Raw genomic sequence first — 18100 nt, 5'->3', positions numbered from 1 at the left:
GCTTATTGTTGGAAAAATTCAATATTTCTATTGACAATAAAACTATGCACAAAATGTGTGGATAACTTTGGGTATAGGGGCAAAAAGTCTATATAAAACCCTTAAGTTATTGATATTTAATGTTTTTCATTTTAATTGTGATAAAAATCGCTGAACGTCTTCGTTTGTCCAGTTTTCTTTTTCTAATAAGTCCTTGAATTCGCTACTTTCTGATAATTGTTGTGCGTTTTTTTTAAATTTCGCAAAATGATATTCTTTTATTACCTCTTCATCTCTTTTTGAACGATAGATAGGGTTGTGATCGGGCTCTTGGTTATTGAGCTTTTTTATGTCTTGGTAGGTTTTTAAAAACGCTTTTTTAGAAATCATCGGAGGCCTCTTCTTTAGAGTTCGACATTGGTTCAATATGCATAACTTCGAAGTGATTTTCTTCTGGTTGCCACCGAATGTTTAAATCCCATAGCTGAAAGCCATATTGTCTTAGGTTATTTTTGTGTAAATAAGAGGGGCGAGGGTCTTGAGATAAAATCTCAGTGATGAGTGTGGCTAGATTACGTCCCGTATTGTTTTTATAGTCTAGGCATTGTTTTTGTGCTCGTTCTGAAAAAATGACCTTTTTGAGTGACGGTGGTGCGGGTGCAAAGCCTCCTTGCGCTTCTTGTATGATGTCTGCATAAGGTAGGTACGGTTTTATGTCTACAACAGGTGTGCCATTTAGTAAATCGCTTCCATGTAATTCAATAAATACCTTGTTATCTTGTTGGTAGATTTTTCCGATTTTTACTACAGATAGGCCTAATGGGTTAGGGCGATAGGTGGCCCTAGAGGAAAATATGCCCACTTTCTCTTTGCCTCCAAGTCTTGGTGGGCGAACTTTTGCCTTCCAATTGTCTTTTAAGCATTCGTGAAAAATAAATTGTATCCAAATGTGTGAAAATTGATCTAACCCGTCTAGCGTATCCATTCTATTAAAGGGAGGAATGAGTTCTAGTGTGGCTGTTGCTTCATTCACTAGCCCTGGCTGGCGAGGGATGCCAAACTTTTGCGTGTAGCAGGAATGAATGATGCCAATTGTTTTAAATGAGTAATTAGAGTGAAAGCTCACAGAAAACCCCGTGTAAATGCTAAAAAGAATAAATGCTTATATGATAGTATAACGTCAATATTGTCACGGCTGGATAGAATTGCGATAACGTTTAATTTAATAAAATGAGTTGAGAGTCTAAAATGTCAGTAAAAATGTATATGCAACAAGTTGGTCAACAAGCGCGTCAAGCTTCACGTCTTCTAGCGAGAGCGTCTACACAAGATAAAAATAATGCTTTGCTTGCTATGGCTGCTGCTTTAGATGATGCTCGACCTCAATTGAAATTGGCGAATCAAAAAGATATGGATGCAGGGAAAAGTAAAGGGTTGAGCCCAGCCCTGCTTGATCGGCTTTTGATAGATGATAAGAAAATTTCTGGGATGGTGGAAGGATTAACTCAAGTGGCTAACCTTGTTGATCCAATTGGTGAAATTACCGATATGGCGTATCGTCCATCAGGAATTCAAATTGGTAAAATGCGTGTTCCTCTAGGCGTTGTTGGCATCATTTATGAGTCTCGCCCAAATGTTACTATTGACGCGGCAAGCCTATGTTTGAAATCAGGTAATGCTACTATCTTAAGAGGAGGGAGTGAAGCCTATTACTCTAATCAAGCGATAGCGGATGTGGTTGTTACTGGTTTAAAGAAAGCGGGTTTTCCTGAGCACGCTGTACAGATTGTTAATACAACGGATCGCGAAGCGGTTGGTGAAATGATCACTATGCCAGACTATGTAGACGTTATTGTTCCGCGTGGTGGCAAGAGTTTGATCGAGAGAATTTCAAAAGACGCTAAGGTTCCTGTTATAAAGCACCTTGATGGTAATTGTCATGTCTATATAGACGATGAAGCGGATATTGATAAAGCCATTCGTATATCTTTGAATGCAAAAACAAGGCGTTATGGTGTGTGTAATGCCATGGAATCTTTATTAGTGCATGTGGCGGTGGCTGACAAAGTCTTGCCACGTTTATGTGAGTTGTATACAGAAAAAGGTGTTGAGCTAGTCGGCTGTGAGGGCAGTCAAAAATACTTTTCCGAAATGGGTCTTGCTACAGAGGACGATTGGTATACAGAGTATCTAGCACCAAAATTATCCATTAAGTTGGTTGACGATATAGATGAAGCGATGGCTCATATTAATAAATATGGATCACATCATTCAGACGCCATTATTAGCCAAAATTATTCGAAAACGCGTATGTTTATGACTGAGGTAGACTCTTCCTCTGTCATGGTTAATGCATCGACGGCTTTTGCAGATGGTTTTGAGTACGGTTTTGGTGCCGAAATTGGTATTTCAACAGATAAAATTCATGCTCGTGGTCCTGTTGGGTTAATAGGATTAACCAGCCAGAAATTTGTTGTCTTGGGTGATGGTCATATACGTGATAATTAAGAGTGTTATCAGTGTCTAGCGATGAAGGCCATGAAGGCCATGAAGGGTTAAATATTGTGGCCATTATGGGTGGGACTTACAGTCCTATCCATAATGGCCACCTACGAGTTGCGGTAGAAGTGGCTGATTTGTTTGCCCTTAATGAACTGAAATTGGTGCCTTGTTTGCAGCCAGTTCATAAGTCCATGCCTATTGTTTCGACTTTGCATCGGCTTGAGATGTTAAAACTGGCTATTAAATCCGATAAAAGATTAACGATTGATGATCGTGAAATTATTCGTTCTAAACCAAGTTACAGTATCGATACCTTAAGAGAATTAAGGTCAGAGCTTGGTGAGTCTGTTTCTATTGTCATGGTGATTGGCATGGACAGTTTTTTGTCTCTGTGTTCGTGGAAAGATTGGCAAGAGCTTACTCTTTATGCTCATGTTTTTGTGGTTTCTCGCCCTGGATGGCACCCTTCGTTCTCAGATGAGTTAAATAACTATTATGAAAAGTATCGTGCTTCCTCTATAGCTGAGTTACAATGCGCCCCCTCAGGTCGCATCTGGTTCGAAGCTTTGGCTCCGCTTGATATTTCTTCCAGTATGATTAGAAGGTTAATTTCAAGCCATCGATCTATTGCTTACTTGGTACCCGATTCAGTACGAAACTATATTGATGAAAACAAACTTTATTTACAGGAAAATACAACTACATGAGCGATCAAAATTACACCACTGATCAAATTCTTGCTTTAGCAATTGAATCTTTAGAAGATGTAAAGGGTGATAAGATCACTGTGCTAAATGTCCAGGCTCATACGGATATGATGGATTACATGATAATCTGTACTGGTACGTCTAAGCGTCATGTGAATGCATTAGGTCAGAATGTTGTGGAGCATGCGAAAAAGAATGGTCTACAACCATTAGGCGCTGAAGGCAAAGGTATGGGCAGCGACTGGGTGTTGGTTGACCTTCATGACGTTGTTGTGCATGTGATGACAGATGAAGCGCGCTCCTTTTATGACTTAGAAAAACTTTGGAACATTACTCCTGAAGTTCTATAGGTATGTCTAGTTATGCGTATAAGATTGATTGCTGTTGGTACAAAAATGCCTAAGTGGATTCAAGAAGGCTTTCTTGATTACACAAAACGCTTACCTAAAGATTTTTCTCTAGAACTTGTAGAAATCCCTATGGCACCAAGAGGGAAAAATACCGACATTGCTAAAGCCATCCGTAAAGAGGGAGATGCCATGTTAGATGCCATTTCTCCTAACGAAAAAGTCATCGCTATGGAGGTATTAGGTAAGGAGTGGTCAACAGAGCAACTAGCTGATCAAGCTGAAGAATGGCGTATGGGAGGCAGTAATCTCTGTTTGCTTGTAGGTGGGCCAGATGGTCTTGATCCAAGATGCACGGCAAAAGCGGATAAATGTTGGTCCTTATCAAAACTTACTCTCCCTCATCCAATTGTCCGGGTAATTCTTGCTGAGCAGATTTATCGTGCTTGGACATTGATGAATAACCACCCTTACCATCGGTAGGGTATGTGCAGATGGGCCAAGGTCAGCAATACTTTAGGAATTACCGTCAAGAGCAATCTTTAACTCAGAGACGAATTATTGTCTCTGGGATATTGGTATTGATACTTGTGGGTGTGTTAATTGGTCGGCTCTTTTATCTTCAGGTAATAGAGTATGATCGATATAAAACTAAAGCCAATGAAAACAGAGTTATGCTGATTCCTGAGCCACCACCTAGGGGATTGATATACGATCGAAATGGACTGGTGCTGGCTGATAATCGTCCTATCCACAGTTTAACTATTACTCCTGAAAGAGTTGAGAGCTATTCATCGCTTAAAAAAGAGTTGGATGGAATTTTGGATATCACTCCGGAAGAATGGGATGCATTTAATGACAAGCGAAAATCCTATCGCCGCCCTTACCAATCCATTACGTTAAAGCAACAGCTTACTGATAAAGAATGGGCAAAACTGTCTGTTAACCTATATAAGTGGGATGCCGTTCAAGTCGAAGCTCAGTTAACACGATATTACCCTTATGGCGAGGCGTTTGCTCATGCCGTAGGTTACGTTGGACGGATTACCGAAAAAGACCTTTTGCGCGTTGAACCTGAGATCTATCAGGGTGCTTTGTATATAGGAAAGTCTGGCGTTGAAGATTTTTACGAAAAAGAATTATTTGGCATCCCTGGACTGAGCAAATCTGAAGTAAATGCGCGTGGAAGAATTATGTCCGAATTAGAGCGCCAAAATCCAACTCCCGGAAGCGATGTCCACCTTCATTTGGATGCGCGCTTACAGCAATATGCCTATGATTCTCTCGGTAACTATAAAGGTTCAGTAATTGCTATTGACCCTAATACAGGGGGGGTTTTGGCCTTGGTTAGTAAGCCTGGTTATGACCCAAACCTATTTGTACGTGGAATATCCTATAAAGATTATGCGACTCTGCGGAACTCGCCCAAATTGCCTCTATTTAATAGGGCGTTACGAGGAGGGTATCCACCGGCTTCAACGATCAAACCTTTTATGGCTTTAGCAGGGTTAGAGAATGGTTTTTCAAGCTGGGATGAGCGCTATTTTGCTCGAGGATACTATCAAATTAATCCTAATGGACGACGCTATCGAGACTGGAAAAGGGGTGGTCATGGCTGGGTTGATTTGGAGCGGTCAATCATTGAGTCAGTGGATACTTATTATTACCAGTTGGCTCAAAAGATGGGGATTACACCCATCCATAATTTTTTGAAAAAATTAAGCTTTGGATCGCCTGCAATTTTGGATTTAAATGGGGCCAGTAATGGGTTGTTGCCATCTAATGAATGGAAGAAAGCAAAATATAAAGAGCCTTGGTATCCGGGTGATTCGGTTAATATTGGGATAGGTCAAGGCTTTATGGTGGCAACGCCTTTGCAAGTCGCTTCTGCTACTACCGTGATTGCCAATAGAGGGGTTTTGCACTCTCCTCGAATGGCGCTGAAAATCGGTGGAGAAGAATTTGAATCTTTGCAAGAAACTGAGACCACAAGAACCATCAGTTTGAAAAATAAACGCAACTGGGAAAAAGTGGTTGTAGCAATGGAAAAAGTGATTTCAGATAGAAAAGGCACGGCAAGGCGACTTCAGGGAACGCCTTATAAGATTGCCGGTAAAACCGGTACTGGGCAGGTATTTAGTTTGCAGGAGGACGAAGAGTACGAAGCCGATAAGTTGGAAACCCGCCTACATGACCATGCTATGTTTATAGGGTTTGCACCGTCTAAGAAACCTGAGATTGTTGTCTTTGCCATCTTTGAAAATGGTGGTAGTAGTTCTAAACCTGCTGACCTGACGAAAAAGCTATTTGATGCGTATTTATTAGATGAATACCCAGCGGAGTATGATTATTTAAAGGGGCCTAATCTATGAATGTTCCGCTGTATTCAAGAGTAGTGGCATTTACCAATGCTAGGTTATGGAAGCTTGCCCATATTGATATTCTTTTGATGATTTCGTTGCTGTTACTTATTTCGGGTGGGTTGGTTGTTTTATATTCTGCCTCTGGTCAACGAGAGGATATGGTTGAAAGGCAAGTGATACGTCTCGCTTTGGGCTTTGCGGCTTGCATAATGTTGGCACAATTGCCGCCAAAATACATGCGAAGGTCCTCTCCTATCTTATTTCTCTTTGCGCTTTCTTTATTGGCCGCGGTGCTTTTTTTTGGTGTTGGTGCGAAAGGCGCGCAACGCTGGTTAGAGTTGCCAGGAGGGTTTCGTTTTCAGCCTTCTGAATTAATGAAAATTGTTATGCCGATGGCCGTTGCGTGGTTTTTTTCAGATCGTCACTTGCCCCCAAAGTTGAAGCATATTTTGATTGTGCTTTTTATAATTATGTTACCTGTATTAATGATTGCTAGGCAGCCTGATTTAGGAACCTCGCTATTGGTTGCTGTCTCTGGGTTGTTTGCTTTGTTTTTGGCTGGACTTCAGTGGCGATACATTATTGGTGCATTTGCGTTGGCGCCGCTTGCTGGTTTTAGTTTATGGCAGGTTATGCACTCTTATCAGAAGCAAAGGGTGCTCACCTTTTTAAACCCTGAAAGTGACCCATTGGGTTCGGGGTGGAATATTATTCAATCTAAAACCGCGATTGGCTCAGGCGGTGTCTATGGCAAAGGCTGGTTAGATGGAACTCAGGCCCAATTAGACTTTTTACCTGAAAGCCATACTGACTTCATTATAGCGGTATTAGCTGAAGAGTTTGGAATGGTTGGGTGCATTGCACTTTTAGTCGGGTATTTGCTTATTATTGCTCGTGGTTTGTATATATCTGCAATGGCTGAAGATAATTATGCTCGCTTGCTTGCCGGTAGCTTAACCTTAACCTTTTTTGTTTATTTGTTTGTTAATATTGGTATGGTATCAGGGATTCTTCCTGTCGTTGGTGTGCCATTACCTCTAATTAGTTATGGTGGAACTTCGATTATTACTATTATGGCTACATTTGGTATTTTAATGTCGATTCAAACACATAAAAAAGCGAGATGATCATGAAATTTTTATGGACGGTTATAGTGTGTTTTCTTCTTGTATCGTGCGGCCGTCTTAGCAGTAAAGAGGGGGCAGTAGAGATCTCTTCTTCAGCGGAACTATCTGATCGAATACCGACCTTTATGGATAAAGTTGAGGTCCAGAAGTTTGTTGTGCACATGAAAGCGAAGCATGGTTATGATGACTCGCTCTTAGTTAATGCATTTAATAATATGACGCCTCGTGTGCAAGTAATTCACAAATCTAACAATCAACCTGAAGTAATGACGCCTTATTATAAGTACAAGGCGCGTTTTTTAGGAAATGCTAGGGTAGAGGCTGGTAAGGACTTTTTGAAATCAAATAAAGTTTGGCTGGACAAAGCCGAGTTGGCGTTTGGTGTTCCGGCTGAGGTGATTGTTGCTATTATCGGAGTAGAAACATTTTACGGTCGCATTACCGGCAATAAAGATGTATTGACGTCCTTATCTACCTTGGCATTTGATTACCCAAGACGTGGAAATTATTTTCGAAGTGAGCTTGAGGCTTATCTGTTATTGGCAAGAGCTAAAGCTTGGCCAATCAGTAGTATAAAAGGTTCTTATAGTGGGGCGCTTGGCATGGCTCAGTTTATGCCATCTAATTATCAGAAGTTAGCCATTGATTTTGATAAAGATGGTACCGTCGATCTTTGGGGATCTTCAGCCGATGCAATAGGAAGCATTGCAAACTATTTGAAACATCATGGTTGGCAAGCAAATCAACCTATTCTTGATAAGGTTTCTGTTCTGAAAACGCGGCACAATAGTAAAGAAATTAAGTCATGGTCGAATAAACAGCGAAAAACGTTTCATTACCCATCAACGTGGCAAAAAATGGGCGTTGAAACATACGCCACACTCCCTAAACTATCATCTGGCTTGATTCGACTGCAGTCTAGCGAAAATAGCGTTGATTATTGGTTGGCCTATCGTAACTTTTTTGCCTTGATGAGTTATAACCCAAGTAGACGTTACACCATGGCTGTTATTGATTTATCCAGATTGATTTATGACGATAATGGAGTCAAATGAAAATAATTCTGATTGGTGTTGTTGCACTTTTATTATCCGCCTGTACAAGTACCGAGCACATTAACCAATCCTCTTCCAAGACGGTTGTAGATTACGATAAAGCGTCTGGTGGTGGTCGTTATTCCATTCTTCAGGATCATGCTCCGACGGGTGATATCAACGTTGATCATTTACCTGATTTAGTGCCTGTTTGGGAGCCCAAGAGTAGAGGGGGCAATAAATCAAGCTACAAGGTTTGGGGTAAGACGTATCGCGTTATGAATTCCGCTAAAGGCTATACGGCAATTGGAACCGCTTCTTGGTATGGCAATAAATTTCATGGACATAAGACCTCAAATGGTGAAACCTATGATATGTACGGTTTTTCCGCTGCCCATAAAAATTTACCATTGCCTACTTATTTGAAAGTGACGAACCTTGATAATAGTCGAAGTGTTATTGTAAGGGTAAATGATCGAGGGCCATTTCATGGTGACCGTTTAATTGACTTGTCTTATGCGGCGGCGGCGCGTTTGGACTATCATAAAAAAGGTCTGGCAAGAGTAAAAGTGGAGGCTATCACGCCTGAAAAGGGTGAGACATATTCATTACCAACGACTATTGTAAATCCCCCTCTTGTCGTACCCGCGACAAAATCAAGCTCGACCTCCGCGGCTTTATCAAAGGGTAGCTTTACGCATTTACAATTGGGTGCTTACAGTAAACTGGCTTCTGCGAATCGCTTAAAAACCAAATTGATTCAAAAGTTTGATACTCAAATTAAAATTAGTGTAAAGAAACAGAGTGATAACCTTTATAAAGTCTTTGTTGGCCCATATACATCGCTAAACGATCTTGATTTATGGAGTGCTAAAATTGAAGCGGCGGGTTTTTCTCGTCCAATCAGAGTAGCCTTTTTGCCTTAGATTCAGGATTAAGCTAGAGATTGCGTTCTCCCTTTAGTATCATTCACGTTCATTTTCATTAAAAGATTTAAGTTGGTTATGAAAAATCTAATTTTACTTTTTACTATCCTATTGGGCTTTTGTTCTCTAACAGTGACAGCCGCCCCGTCTCTGATCCCTGCACCGCCACAATTGTCTGCTAGCAGTTACATCTTAATGGATGCTTATACTGGCGATGTTTTAGTAGAATATAATTCTCATGAGGAGTTGCCTCCAGCGAGTTTAACAAAACTGCTAACGGCTTACATTGTTGAATATGAACTAGCGCGTGGTAACGTTTCACTTGATGACAAGGTTAACATCAGTGAAAAAGCGTGGCGTATGGAAGGCTCACGCATGTTCATTCGTGAAGGCACGCAAGTGTCGTTGGAAGACTTAATGAGAGGCATCGTTATTCAATCTGGTAACGATGCAAGTGTCGCTGTGTCAGAGCATGTGGCCGGTAGTGAATCTGCTTTTGCAGACTTGATGAATCAGCACGCACAAATTCTTGGAATGAAGAACAGTCACTTTATAAATTCAACCGGTTTTCCTGCAGAGGGGCATGTTTCAAGCGCGTTTGATTTAGCGTTACTTTCAAGGGCTAAAATCATTCAATTTCCTGAAAATTACCCCATGTATTCAGAAAAATATTTTACGTATAACGGTATTAAACAGCCTAACCGTAATAAGTTGCTTTGGAGAGACTCAACCGTTGATGGATTAAAAACAGGTCATACTAATGAGGCTGGATATTGTTTGGCCGCATCAGCTGTTCGAAATGGTACTCGATTGATTACTGTTGTTATGGGGACAAAAAGTGACGAGGCAAGAGCGGCTGAGACACAGAAGTTGTTGAATTACGGTTTCAGATACTTTGAAACCCGCAAGTTGTATAGTCGTGGTCAAGTTGTTAATGAAGCAAAGGTTTGGGGCGGTGAAAATGAATCTGTTAAAATTGGTTTCGCTGAAGATGTATTGGTAACCATCCCTCGCCAGCAGACTGATGCTCTGCCAGCAACTCTGGATCTGCAGCCTGTTATTGAAGCACCAATTGCTGTCGGTGATGTGCTGGGTAAAATTGTTGTTGGATCTGAAGGGAATGTTTTGCTTGAGAGAGACGTAGTCGCTCTAGAAGCCGTGGAAGAGGGTGGTTTGTTTAAACGTTTATTAGATAAAATCAAACTCTTTTTTATGAATTTGTTCTAATAGCAAGTTCTTTGACTCGATAAATACAGTAGGCGTTATGGCATTAGTTACAAAAAACGGTGATCTAGCGGAAAATAAATCCACAGATGCCCCTAAAATAGTATTCCCATGTGAAAATTACATGATCAAGGTCGTTGCTCTTGAGGATGCATTGATTTTTTCAAGCGTTTTAGAGGAGATTAAAAAACATGCGCCTTTAGTCGACGAAAAAAACGTAGGCTCGAATCAGTCAAGTAAAGGTAAGTTCATTAGTTTTACCTTTCGAATTTTAGCAACGAGTGAAGCGCAATTAGCCGCATTGCATAAAGATTTAATGTCGATTCCCAATGTTAAGATGGTCATGTAATGAAGGGGGAGCTGATTTGCCGAGATCTTGGTTTGGTGGACTACCAGGACTCTTGGGAGAGGATGAAAACTTTTACTCAAAGTCGAGATTCACGACAAGCGGATGAAATTTGGTTGTTGCAACACCCTCGAGTCTTTACCCAGGGGCAAGCTGGGAAAGCGGAGCATTTGCTTGCTCCGGGAGACATACCTGTTATCCCTGTTGATAGAGGTGGTCAAGTTACTTACCATGGGCCGGGCCAATTGATTGCTTATGTTCTGATTGACTTGAAACGCTCTAAATTGGGTGTCAGAGAGCTTGTTACTGTGTTGGAAAATACAGTGATTCAAACTCTTAGAGAAAATTTGATCGAATCTTATGCCAAAGTGGATGCGCCGGGTGTGTATGTAGATGAAAAGAAAATATCTTCTCTTGGTTTAAGGGTAAGAAGAGGTTGCTCTTTTCATGGATTAGCGTTGAATGTGGATATGGATTTGTCGCCATTTAATCGTATTAACCCTTGTGGATATCAAGGGTTAGAAATGACTGATATGGTGCGTTTAAATCCAAACGTTACTTATCAAAACGTTGTTATTCAGTTGGCAAATCAGTTATCTGAATTACTTGGGCACGAACATCCGACTATCCAAAAAGGGTGGAATTAATATGACAGCAGAAGTAAAACGCGTCGTTAAAGGAGAGAAACTCCGTGGCGCTGACAAAATGGCTCGTATCCCAGTGAAGGTGATTCCTACAGAAGAAATTCCTCGTAAGCCAGATTGGCTGAGAGTGAGAATGCCAGCGTCGCCAGAAATAGCACGTATTAAAAAAACATTACGAGAGCACAAACTTTCTTCTGTATGTGAAGAGGCCAATTGCCCTAATTTAGGCGAGTGTTTCAGTAATGGTACGGCTACCTTTATGATTATGGGGGATATTTGCACAAGACGTTGTCCGTTTTGTGATGTGGCTCATGGCAGGCCCAATGCATTAAGTGTTGATGAACCAAAAGAATTAGCGGCTGCTATTCGCGATATGAAGCTTAAATACGTCGTTATTACATCGGTTGACCGCGATGACTTGCGTGACGGCGGTGCACAACACTTTGTTGATTGTATTACTGAAACTCGTAAAGCAAGCCCTTCAATCGAAATTGAAACCCTTGTTCCTGACTTTCGAGGACGCATGGAAGTGGCAATTAATACTTTACAGCTTGCCCCACCAGATGTGTTTAATCACAATTTGGAATCTATTCCACGTCTGTATCGTCAAGTTCGACCGGGTTCAGACTATCAATGGTCACTTGATTTATTGAAAAACTTCAAAGAACGTTGCCCAGATGTGCCAACGAAATCAGGTCTTATGGTTGGTATGGGTGAAGAGTTTGAAGAAATTGTTGAAGTGATGAAAGATCTTCGTGCTCATGGTGTGGACATGCTGACAATCGGTCAATATCTGCAACCATCAAAGCATCATTTTCCTATGGCCCGTTTTGTTCCGCCAGCAGAATTTGAACGCTATGAAGAAGTGGCAAAAGAACTTGGTTTTAAACACGCAGCATGTGGTCCATTAGTTAGGTCATCATACCATGCTGATAAGCAAGCTCATGGCGAGCGAGTTTCTTAGATAAATAATGTGTTTATAGGTTTATGAATGGGAAAGCGCGTAGAGCGCTTTCCCTAATTTTTTTAGGCGTATCGGTTATAATTCACCGATATCCCTACAGTATTTGGAGACGAACAGATGACAAATAAAAGAGTTTTAGCTGAAACCCTGCATGCGGGTTATGGTCAAAATTTTGAAGTAGATGACGTTTTTTTTGAGCTTGATACTGGGCATCAGCATTTAGTGATTTTTGAAAACCAGCAGTTTGGTCGCATTATGGCTTTAGATGGTGTGATACAAACAACAGAACGCGATGAATTTGTTTATCATGAAATGATGGCTCATGTTCCTATGTTTTCTCATGGTAATGCGAAAAGAGTGTTAATTATTGGTGGTGGTGATGGCGGGATGTTACGTGAAGTGCTTCGCCATGAAGGGGTTGAGCAAGTAACTCAAGTTGAAATAGACCAAGCTGTTATTGATATGTGTACTAAATACTTACCGAAGCATTCTGCTGGTGCATACGATCATCCAAAGGCAAATGTTGTGATTGCTGATGGCGTAGACTATGTTAATGAGACGAATGAAAAATACGACGTCATTATTTCTGACTGTACAGACCCTATAGGTCCGGGTGAAGTGTTGTTTAGTTCTCGTTTTTATGAAGGATGCAAACGCTGTTTAAATGAAGGTGGTGTTTTTGTTGCTCAAAATGGTGTGAGCTTTATGCAACTACATGAAGTTACGACAACAGCACAGCGTTTACGACCTTACTTTAATGATGTGCATTTCTATTCTGCAGCCGTTCCAACCTACGTTGGTGGCATTATGACGTTTGCTTGGGCAACAGATAACGACGCTTTACGTCAATTGAGCTCAGAAGAATTAAGAGCGCGTTTTGCCGCTTCTGGAATGAAAACGCGTTTTTATACGCCGGACTTGCATCAGGCCGCGTTTTCTTTACCACAATATGTATTGGATGCTTTTTAATTAATCATTCGGTACATCGGTTTAAATTATACACCCCTAATCTTTGAGTTTAAGATTAGGGGTTTTTTATCATTTGGAGACAGGGCGTAATTTCTGTTTCGTATGCTTAAAGGACATATTATGTCAAAGTGGTCAGTAAAAGATTCTATTGATTTGTATAATGTGGATCATTGGAGTGCCGGTTTTTTTTCAATCAGTGATAAGGGGCGAGTGGTTGCTTTGCCTGACAGAGAGCGAAAGATTGATCTAACACAGCTTACCCAGTCACTGAAAGAAAAGAATATTCCACTTCCTACACTGGTTCGGTTTCCAAATATTTTGCATTCGAGAATTGAGAAAATTACAGGTTCTTTTCAAGATGCAATTCAGTATTACAAATACCAGGGTGACTACTCTATTGTTTACCCGATTAAAGTAAACCAGCAGCGTCGTGTCGTTGAAGAAATTACTGGATTTCAACCAGAGAACCCATTATCGGTAGGTTTAGAGGCCGGTAGTAAACCTGAATTGATGGCTGTATTGGCCATGCATCAAAGTCAAAGCGGTATTATTGTTTGCAATGGCTATAAAGATAGGGAGTTTATACATCTTGCCTTAATGGCAGAGAAAATGGGTCATAAAGTCTTCTTAGTGGTCGAAAAACTTCATGAACTTGATTGGATTCTGGAAGAGGCCGAAAAAATAAATGTAAAGCCAAGAATTGGCATTCGTATTCGTTTAGCCTCGACTTGTTCAACTCATTGGGGCAACAGTGGTGGTGAAAAATCTAAATTTGGTTTAACAACCTCTCAGTTAATGAGAGCCATTGATAGACTTAGAGAGCTCAACATAATTGATTACCTAGAACTCATACATTTTCATCTGGGTTCACAAATAACGCGAATTCGTGATATTCAAAACAGTCTAAAAGAATGCGCTCGCTATTATTCAGAATTGCATCAAATGGGTGTGCCGGTTAAATGGGTCGATGTTGGCGGTGGTTTAGGCGTGGATTATGAGGGAACTCGGTCCCAAAGTGCTTATTCAGCGAATTACAGTATTAGTGAGTATGCGAATAACGTGGTGTTTGCTTTTCATAATATTTGTGAGCAACATAATCTGCCTCACCCTAATTTGATCTCTGAGTCAGGTCGAGCCGTTACCGCGCATCATGCTATGATGATTGCTAATGTTTTTTCTTCTGGAGCAGAGCTTTTAACGGTTAGTCAGCCTCATGCTGAGAGCGAATTAGAAATCCTTCGTTTGTGGGATGCGCTAAAAATTCTTGAGTCTGGTGGAAAAGATAAGCGTTCTTTGGTGGAGTTGTACCATGATCTTTCAGATGATTTTAATGATGCCTTGTCTTTGTATACTCATGGGCAGCTTAATTTAGAGCAAAGAGCTTTAGCTGAGAATCTATTTTTAGCGTCTTGCCGTCTATTGCTGCCAAGGTTAGATAATCGAAACAGAGGACATCGAGCCGTAATTGATGAGCTCAATGAACGACTGGCTGAGAAATTATTTGTTAACCTATCTGTGTTTCAATCGATGCCGGATGCATGGGGTATTGATCAAGTTTTCCCTGTTATTCCATTGCAAGGTTTGGATCAAGAGCCGTCATTTAGAGGGAAAATACAAGATGTTACTTGTGATTCAGATGGGTGTTTATACCGTTATGTAGATGGCCAAGGGTTGGAGAGTTCTTTGCCTTTACCGCCACCGCCTCCAAAAGGAGAAGATTACTTAATGGGATTCTTTTTAGTCGGAGCATATCAAGAAACACTCGGTGATTTACATAATTTGTTTGGTGATACCAGCTCGGTTGATGTTTATCTAACCGATGATGGTTTTAAAATAGATCATGTGCTTATGGGAGACAGTGTTCAAGACGTTTTACGTTACGTTAGTTATAACGATAACGAATTAATAAAACGTTATACAGAAAAAATTGGCTCAAGTGAGCTTGATGCATCGGATCAAGACGCATTTTTAATCACTTGTAAGAAAGTGCTAAAAGGTTATACCTACTTAATTTAATCATTGGTGGTTGTTATGATTGGTTTTAGAATGCCTGCCGAATGGGAACGTCACTCAAGAACATGGGTGATTTGGCCCTGTAGAGCTGAAATATGGGAAGGGCAGGAAGAATTAGCGAACAAAAGTTACGAAGATGTTATTCGTGCGATTGTGCGCTTTGAGCCTGTAACCATAATTGTTAGGCCTGACTTATTTGACGAAGTCTCTCAACGGTTTGTCGATATGGCCCCCAAGATCGATTTTTTTGTAAAAGAAGTTGATGACTCGTGGGCGAGAGACGTTATGCCACTCTTTATGGTGTCGGCCAATGAAAAATTGCACGCTATTAACTGGAATTTTAATGCTTGGGGAGAGAAGTTTTCTCCTTATACATATGATCAAAAGATTGCTGAACATGTTATGAAAGCGTTAAAGATCAATGATCAAATTAATTCGTTTGAATCGATGGATATGATTTTGGAGGGAGGCAGTGTGCATTTTGATGGTGAGGGAACATTGCTAACAACTAAGCAATGTTTGTTACATGAAAATCGTAACCCTCATCTTTCTCAAAATGAAATCGAGTTAATGTTAAAGCAAACGTTTAATGCCGAGAAAATTGTCTGGTTAGAAGAGGGAGTTTATGGTGATGTGGATACGGATGGCCATGTCGATGTTATCGCTGCGTTTGTAAAGCCCGGAACGGTTATTACTATGTCAACAGAGGATATAGATCATCCTAATTACGCTGTATTCGCGAAAAATAAAGCGGTTTTGGAAAACGCCGTAGATGCTAAGGGGCGTTCATTAGAGATAGTCGAAATTCCGCAACCAACGCCGCAATTATGGAACGAGCAGCCATTGCCTTTATCTTATATAAACTTCTATATTGCTAATGGCGCGGTTATTGTTCCTATTTTCAATGATCCTAATGATGAAAAGGCACTGGCTATTTTCAGAGACGTCTTTCCTGAGCGTGAGATAGTGCCTGTATTTGCTTTGCCAATTTTTAGAGGTGGCGGTGGAATCCATTGTATTACCATGCAGCAGCCTGCGTTACATGAACATGTGGAGGAATAACATGAGCTCTTTAGTTAAAGTGGCATGCATTCAAATGTCCGTTAGCAACAATAAATCAGACAATATTGCAAAAGCTGAAAGTAAAGTTCGTGAGGCGGCAACAAATGGAGCCAATATTATTTTACTGCAAGAGCTTTTTGCTGGGTTCTACTTTTGTATTGATCAGAAGCCAGAATTCTTTGAGTGGGCGGAATCGCTTAAAGAAAGTGAAGTGGTAACGAGAATGTCACGGCTTGCAAAAGAACTGGGGGTTGTTTTACCCATTAGCTTTTTTGAAAGAGATGGGCAGGCTTTCTATAACTCTTTAGTTATGATTGATGCGGATGGCAGTCTATTAGATCTGTATCGTAAAACACATATTCCTGATGGTCCTGGTTATCAAGAAAAGTACTATTTCACACCAGGTAATACAGGAATTAAAGTATGGGATACTAAGTTTGGTCGTATCGGTTGTGGTATTTGTTGGGATCAATGGTTTCCAGAGCTGGCTCGTACTTTAGCGCTAAAAGGGGCTGAACTGATTTTTTATCCAACGGCAATTGGTTCTGAGCCACCTTATCCTGACTTAGACAGTAAGGATCACTGGCAGCGAACTATGCAAGGACATGCCGCTGCCAACATGACGCCTGTCATTGCGGCAAATCGAGTTGGTAAAGAGTTCGGAGAGGACAGCTTTATTGAGTTTTATGGATCATCCTTTATGACCAATGGAACGGGCGAGAAAATTGCTGAGGCAGGCCGTTCAGAAGAGACCATTTTATATGCGTCTTATGACCTTAAAGCCATTCAACATGAAAGACGCTCTTTTGGTTTGTTCCGGGATAGAAGACCAGAGAAGTATGACTCCATTGTTGCAGGGTCAGGACAAACGTGGGAGATTTAACATCTTAAAGTGTTGTGGGCTTACCGTATTGTAGGTTCACAACGGTTTTGATGATGTTAAGTGTTTTTTGTTTGTAACAGGTTAATTTACTTTATTGAATGGACATCACAGTGACACTATATAATGAAAAACCACCCCTGCCTTATTATGCCGTGATTTTCACAAGTAAACTGATTCAATCTGAACTTATGCACAGTGTGTTACTTGATAAGATGATCGATCTGGCATCGATTCAAGAAGGGTTTTTAGGCGTTGAGACGGCTACCGATGATATTCAAATTTTAATTTCTTATTGGAAAGATTTAGCGAGCATTCGTGCATGGAAAGAGCATACTTTTCATGCGCGTGTGCAGTCAATGAGTAAAGAATTTTGGTATGAGTCTTATGATGTCAAGGTAGTAAAAGTTGAGCGAGAATATGGCTTTAAAAATTTAGATGGCGACCTACTAAGGCAAAAAATACCGAAGATGCCCACCAATCGCGGCACGTTGATGTTATTAGAAAAGCAGCATGCGCCCCTATTACACGCCTATGTAAAAGAGAACAAAGCATTTTTTGAGCCTTGGGAGCCTTTGAGGCACGAAAGCTATTACAGTATGGAAACGGCGGAATTAAGGGTTGCAGAAATGCAAAAAGACTTTCGAAAAGATAAAGGGCTTGTATTGTGTTTATTGGATAAAAGTGAGTCTGAAATTTTGGCATACAGTAATTACTCTGCAATTGTTCGTGGGGTTTTTCAAGCATGTCACCTTGGTTACAGTGTTAGTGAAAAATACCAAGGTCAAGGTTATATGAAGGAAACGCTTGCCGCAGGTATAAAATACCTAAATGAAGAAATGAACATTAATCGCATTATGGCGAACTATATGCCACATAATCAGAAAAGTGCGATGGTACTTCGTAGTCTAGGGTTTGAAGAAGAAGGTAAGGCACGTAATTACTTGAAAATAGCAGGTAATTGGGAAGATCACATTCTTACTGCATTAACGCTTAGATAAACTAAGACTAGA

The 18100-nt window shown here is 40.6% G+C and carries 19 protein-coding genes; 17 read left to right on the top strand and 2 right to left on the bottom strand.

What is annotated here, in order from left to right; all coding sequences use genetic code 11:
* Positions 1–126: 126 nt before the first annotated feature.
* Complete coding sequence (locus IEZ33_RS12225; RefSeq protein ID WP_240009524.1) at positions 127–369, bottom strand: hypothetical protein; 243 nt, start codon at positions 367–369, stop codon at positions 127–129.
* Positions 359–1105, bottom strand: a complete 747-nt coding sequence (tsaA, locus tag IEZ33_RS12220) for a tRNA (N6-threonylcarbamoyladenosine(37)-N6)-methyltransferase TrmO (RefSeq protein ID WP_191600331.1) — start codon at positions 1103–1105, stop codon at positions 359–361. Before tsaA ends, IEZ33_RS12225 begins: the two co-directional genes overlap by 11 nt.
* A 122-nt stretch (positions 1106–1227) precedes the next feature.
* On the opposite strand from tsaA, the gene IEZ33_RS12215 reads away from it, so the two are divergent.
* From IEZ33_RS12215 to IEZ33_RS12135, 17 genes are all read left to right on the top strand, one after another.
* Entirely contained in the window at positions 1228–2487 is a 1260-nt protein-coding gene (locus tag IEZ33_RS12215) for a glutamate-5-semialdehyde dehydrogenase (protein WP_191600330.1), read from the top strand.
* Between the two features lie 11 nt (positions 2488–2498).
* Positions 2499–3188, top strand: coding sequence for a nicotinate-nucleotide adenylyltransferase (nadD, locus tag IEZ33_RS12210; RefSeq protein ID WP_240009523.1), 690 nt, complete (start codon positions 2499–2501; stop codon positions 3186–3188).
* On the top strand, positions 3185–3538 hold the full coding sequence (gene rsfS, locus IEZ33_RS12205) for a ribosome silencing factor (RefSeq protein WP_191600329.1): 354 nt from the start codon (positions 3185–3187) through the stop codon (positions 3536–3538). Before nadD ends, rsfS begins: the two co-directional genes overlap by 4 nt.
* A 12-nt stretch (positions 3539–3550) precedes the next feature.
* Positions 3551–4018 (top strand): 23S rRNA (pseudouridine(1915)-N(3))-methyltransferase RlmH, encoded by a 468-nt coding sequence (gene rlmH, locus IEZ33_RS12200; protein WP_191600328.1) that lies wholly within the window; start codon positions 3551–3553, stop codon positions 4016–4018.
* 11 nt (positions 4019–4029) lie between these two features.
* Positions 4030–5907 carry a penicillin-binding protein 2 gene (gene mrdA, locus IEZ33_RS12195; protein ID WP_191600327.1) on the top strand — a complete coding sequence of 626 codons (1878 nt, stop codon included), beginning with the start codon at positions 4030–4032 and terminating at the stop codon, positions 5905–5907.
* Positions 5904–7025 (top strand): rod shape-determining protein RodA, encoded by a 1122-nt coding sequence (gene rodA / locus IEZ33_RS12190; protein WP_191600326.1) that lies wholly within the window; start codon positions 5904–5906, stop codon positions 7023–7025. Before mrdA ends, rodA begins: the two co-directional genes overlap by 4 nt.
* 2 nt (positions 7026–7027) lie before the next feature.
* The gene (mltB, locus tag IEZ33_RS12185) at positions 7028–8080 is read left to right on the top strand and encodes a lytic murein transglycosylase B (protein ID WP_191600325.1); all 1053 of its coding nucleotides are present in this window, start codon (positions 7028–7030) and stop codon (positions 8078–8080) included.
* Positions 8077–8985, top strand: coding sequence for a septal ring lytic transglycosylase RlpA family protein (locus tag IEZ33_RS12180; protein WP_191600324.1), 909 nt, complete (start codon positions 8077–8079; stop codon positions 8983–8985). The genes mltB and IEZ33_RS12180 overlap by 4 nt, the downstream gene beginning before the upstream one ends.
* A gap of 78 nt (positions 8986–9063) precedes the next feature.
* On the top strand, positions 9064–10212 hold the full coding sequence (locus tag IEZ33_RS12175) for a D-alanyl-D-alanine carboxypeptidase family protein (protein WP_191600323.1): 1149 nt from the start codon (positions 9064–9066) through the stop codon (positions 10210–10212).
* Positions 10213–10249: 37 nt separating this feature from the next.
* The gene (locus tag IEZ33_RS12170; protein ID WP_191600322.1) at positions 10250–10558 is read left to right on the top strand and encodes a YbeD family protein; all 309 of its coding nucleotides are present in this window, start codon (positions 10250–10252) and stop codon (positions 10556–10558) included.
* Positions 10558–11202 carry a lipoyl(octanoyl) transferase LipB gene (gene lipB, locus IEZ33_RS12165; RefSeq protein ID WP_191600321.1) on the top strand — a complete coding sequence of 215 codons (645 nt, stop codon included), beginning with the start codon at positions 10558–10560 and terminating at the stop codon, positions 11200–11202. The genes IEZ33_RS12170 and lipB overlap by 1 nt, the downstream gene beginning before the upstream one ends.
* A 1-nt stretch (position 11203) precedes the next feature.
* A complete protein-coding gene (gene lipA / locus IEZ33_RS12160) occupies positions 11204–12163 on the top strand; it encodes a lipoyl synthase (protein WP_191600320.1) in 960 nt (319 codons plus the stop codon).
* Between the two features lie 117 nt (positions 12164–12280).
* Positions 12281–13132 (top strand): polyamine aminopropyltransferase, encoded by an 852-nt coding sequence (gene speE / locus IEZ33_RS12155; RefSeq protein WP_191600319.1) that lies wholly within the window; start codon positions 12281–12283, stop codon positions 13130–13132.
* Between the two features lie 120 nt (positions 13133–13252).
* Positions 13253–15148: a biosynthetic arginine decarboxylase gene (speA, locus tag IEZ33_RS12150; RefSeq protein ID WP_191600318.1), complete on the top strand. Its 1896-nt coding sequence runs from the start codon at positions 13253–13255 to the stop codon at positions 15146–15148.
* A gap of 15 nt (positions 15149–15163) precedes the next feature.
* Entirely contained in the window at positions 15164–16207 is a 1044-nt protein-coding gene (locus IEZ33_RS12145) for an agmatine deiminase family protein (RefSeq protein ID WP_191600317.1), read from the top strand.
* A 1-nt stretch (position 16208) separates the two neighbouring features.
* A complete protein-coding gene (aguB, locus tag IEZ33_RS12140; protein ID WP_191600316.1) occupies positions 16209–17090 on the top strand; it encodes an N-carbamoylputrescine amidase in 882 nt (293 codons plus the stop codon).
* A 110-nt stretch (positions 17091–17200) separates the two neighbouring features.
* Positions 17201–18088 carry a GNAT family N-acetyltransferase gene (locus tag IEZ33_RS12135; protein ID WP_191600315.1) on the top strand — a complete coding sequence of 296 codons (888 nt, stop codon included), beginning with the start codon at positions 17201–17203 and terminating at the stop codon, positions 18086–18088.
* Positions 18089–18100 lie beyond the last annotated feature (12 nt).

Origin of the sequence: Marinomonas algicola (assembly GCF_014805825.1) — a bacterium.
Classification (GTDB): Bacteria; Pseudomonadota; Gammaproteobacteria; order Pseudomonadales; family Marinomonadaceae; genus Marinomonas; species Marinomonas algicola.
This window is presented reverse-complemented; position numbering and strand designations above follow the sequence as displayed.

Excerpts from the sequence above, each read along its gene's own strand:
- aguB (WP_191600316.1), top strand. The coding sequence starts at position 16,209 with ATGAGCTCTTTAGTTAAAGTGGCATGCATTCAAATGTCCGTTAGCAAC.
- IEZ33_RS12180 (WP_191600324.1), top strand. The coding sequence starts at position 8,077 with ATGAAAATAATTCTGATTGGTGTTGTTGCACTTTTATTATCCGCCTGT.
- mrdA (WP_191600327.1), top strand. The coding sequence starts at position 4,030 with ATGGGCCAAGGTCAGCAATACTTTAGGAATTACCGTCAAGAGCAATCT.
- lipA (WP_191600320.1), top strand. The coding sequence starts at position 11,204 with ATGACAGCAGAAGTAAAACGCGTCGTTAAAGGAGAGAAACTCCGTGGC.
- IEZ33_RS12145 (WP_191600317.1), top strand. The coding sequence starts at position 15,164 with ATGATTGGTTTTAGAATGCCTGCCGAATGGGAACGTCACTCAAGAACA.
- mltB (WP_191600325.1), top strand. The coding sequence starts at position 7,028 with ATGAAATTTTTATGGACGGTTATAGTGTGTTTTCTTCTTGTATCGTGC.
- speE (WP_191600319.1), top strand. The coding sequence starts at position 12,281 with ATGACAAATAAAAGAGTTTTAGCTGAAACCCTGCATGCGGGTTATGGT.
- IEZ33_RS12225 (WP_240009524.1), bottom strand. The coding sequence starts at position 369 with ATGATTTCTAAAAAAGCGTTTTTAAAAACCTACCAAGACATAAAAAAG.
- IEZ33_RS12175 (WP_191600323.1), top strand. The coding sequence starts at position 9,064 with ATGAAAAATCTAATTTTACTTTTTACTATCCTATTGGGCTTTTGTTCT.
- speA (WP_191600318.1), top strand. The coding sequence starts at position 13,253 with ATGTCAAAGTGGTCAGTAAAAGATTCTATTGATTTGTATAATGTGGAT.
- rlmH (WP_191600328.1), top strand. The coding sequence starts at position 3,551 with ATGCGTATAAGATTGATTGCTGTTGGTACAAAAATGCCTAAGTGGATT.
- lipB (WP_191600321.1), top strand. The coding sequence starts at position 10,558 with ATGAAGGGGGAGCTGATTTGCCGAGATCTTGGTTTGGTGGACTACCAG.
- rodA (WP_191600326.1), top strand. The coding sequence starts at position 5,904 with ATGAATGTTCCGCTGTATTCAAGAGTAGTGGCATTTACCAATGCTAGG.
- rsfS (WP_191600329.1), top strand. The coding sequence starts at position 3,185 with ATGAGCGATCAAAATTACACCACTGATCAAATTCTTGCTTTAGCAATT.
- IEZ33_RS12170 (WP_191600322.1), top strand. The coding sequence starts at position 10,250 with ATGGCATTAGTTACAAAAAACGGTGATCTAGCGGAAAATAAATCCACA.
- IEZ33_RS12215 (WP_191600330.1), top strand. The coding sequence starts at position 1,228 with ATGTCAGTAAAAATGTATATGCAACAAGTTGGTCAACAAGCGCGTCAA.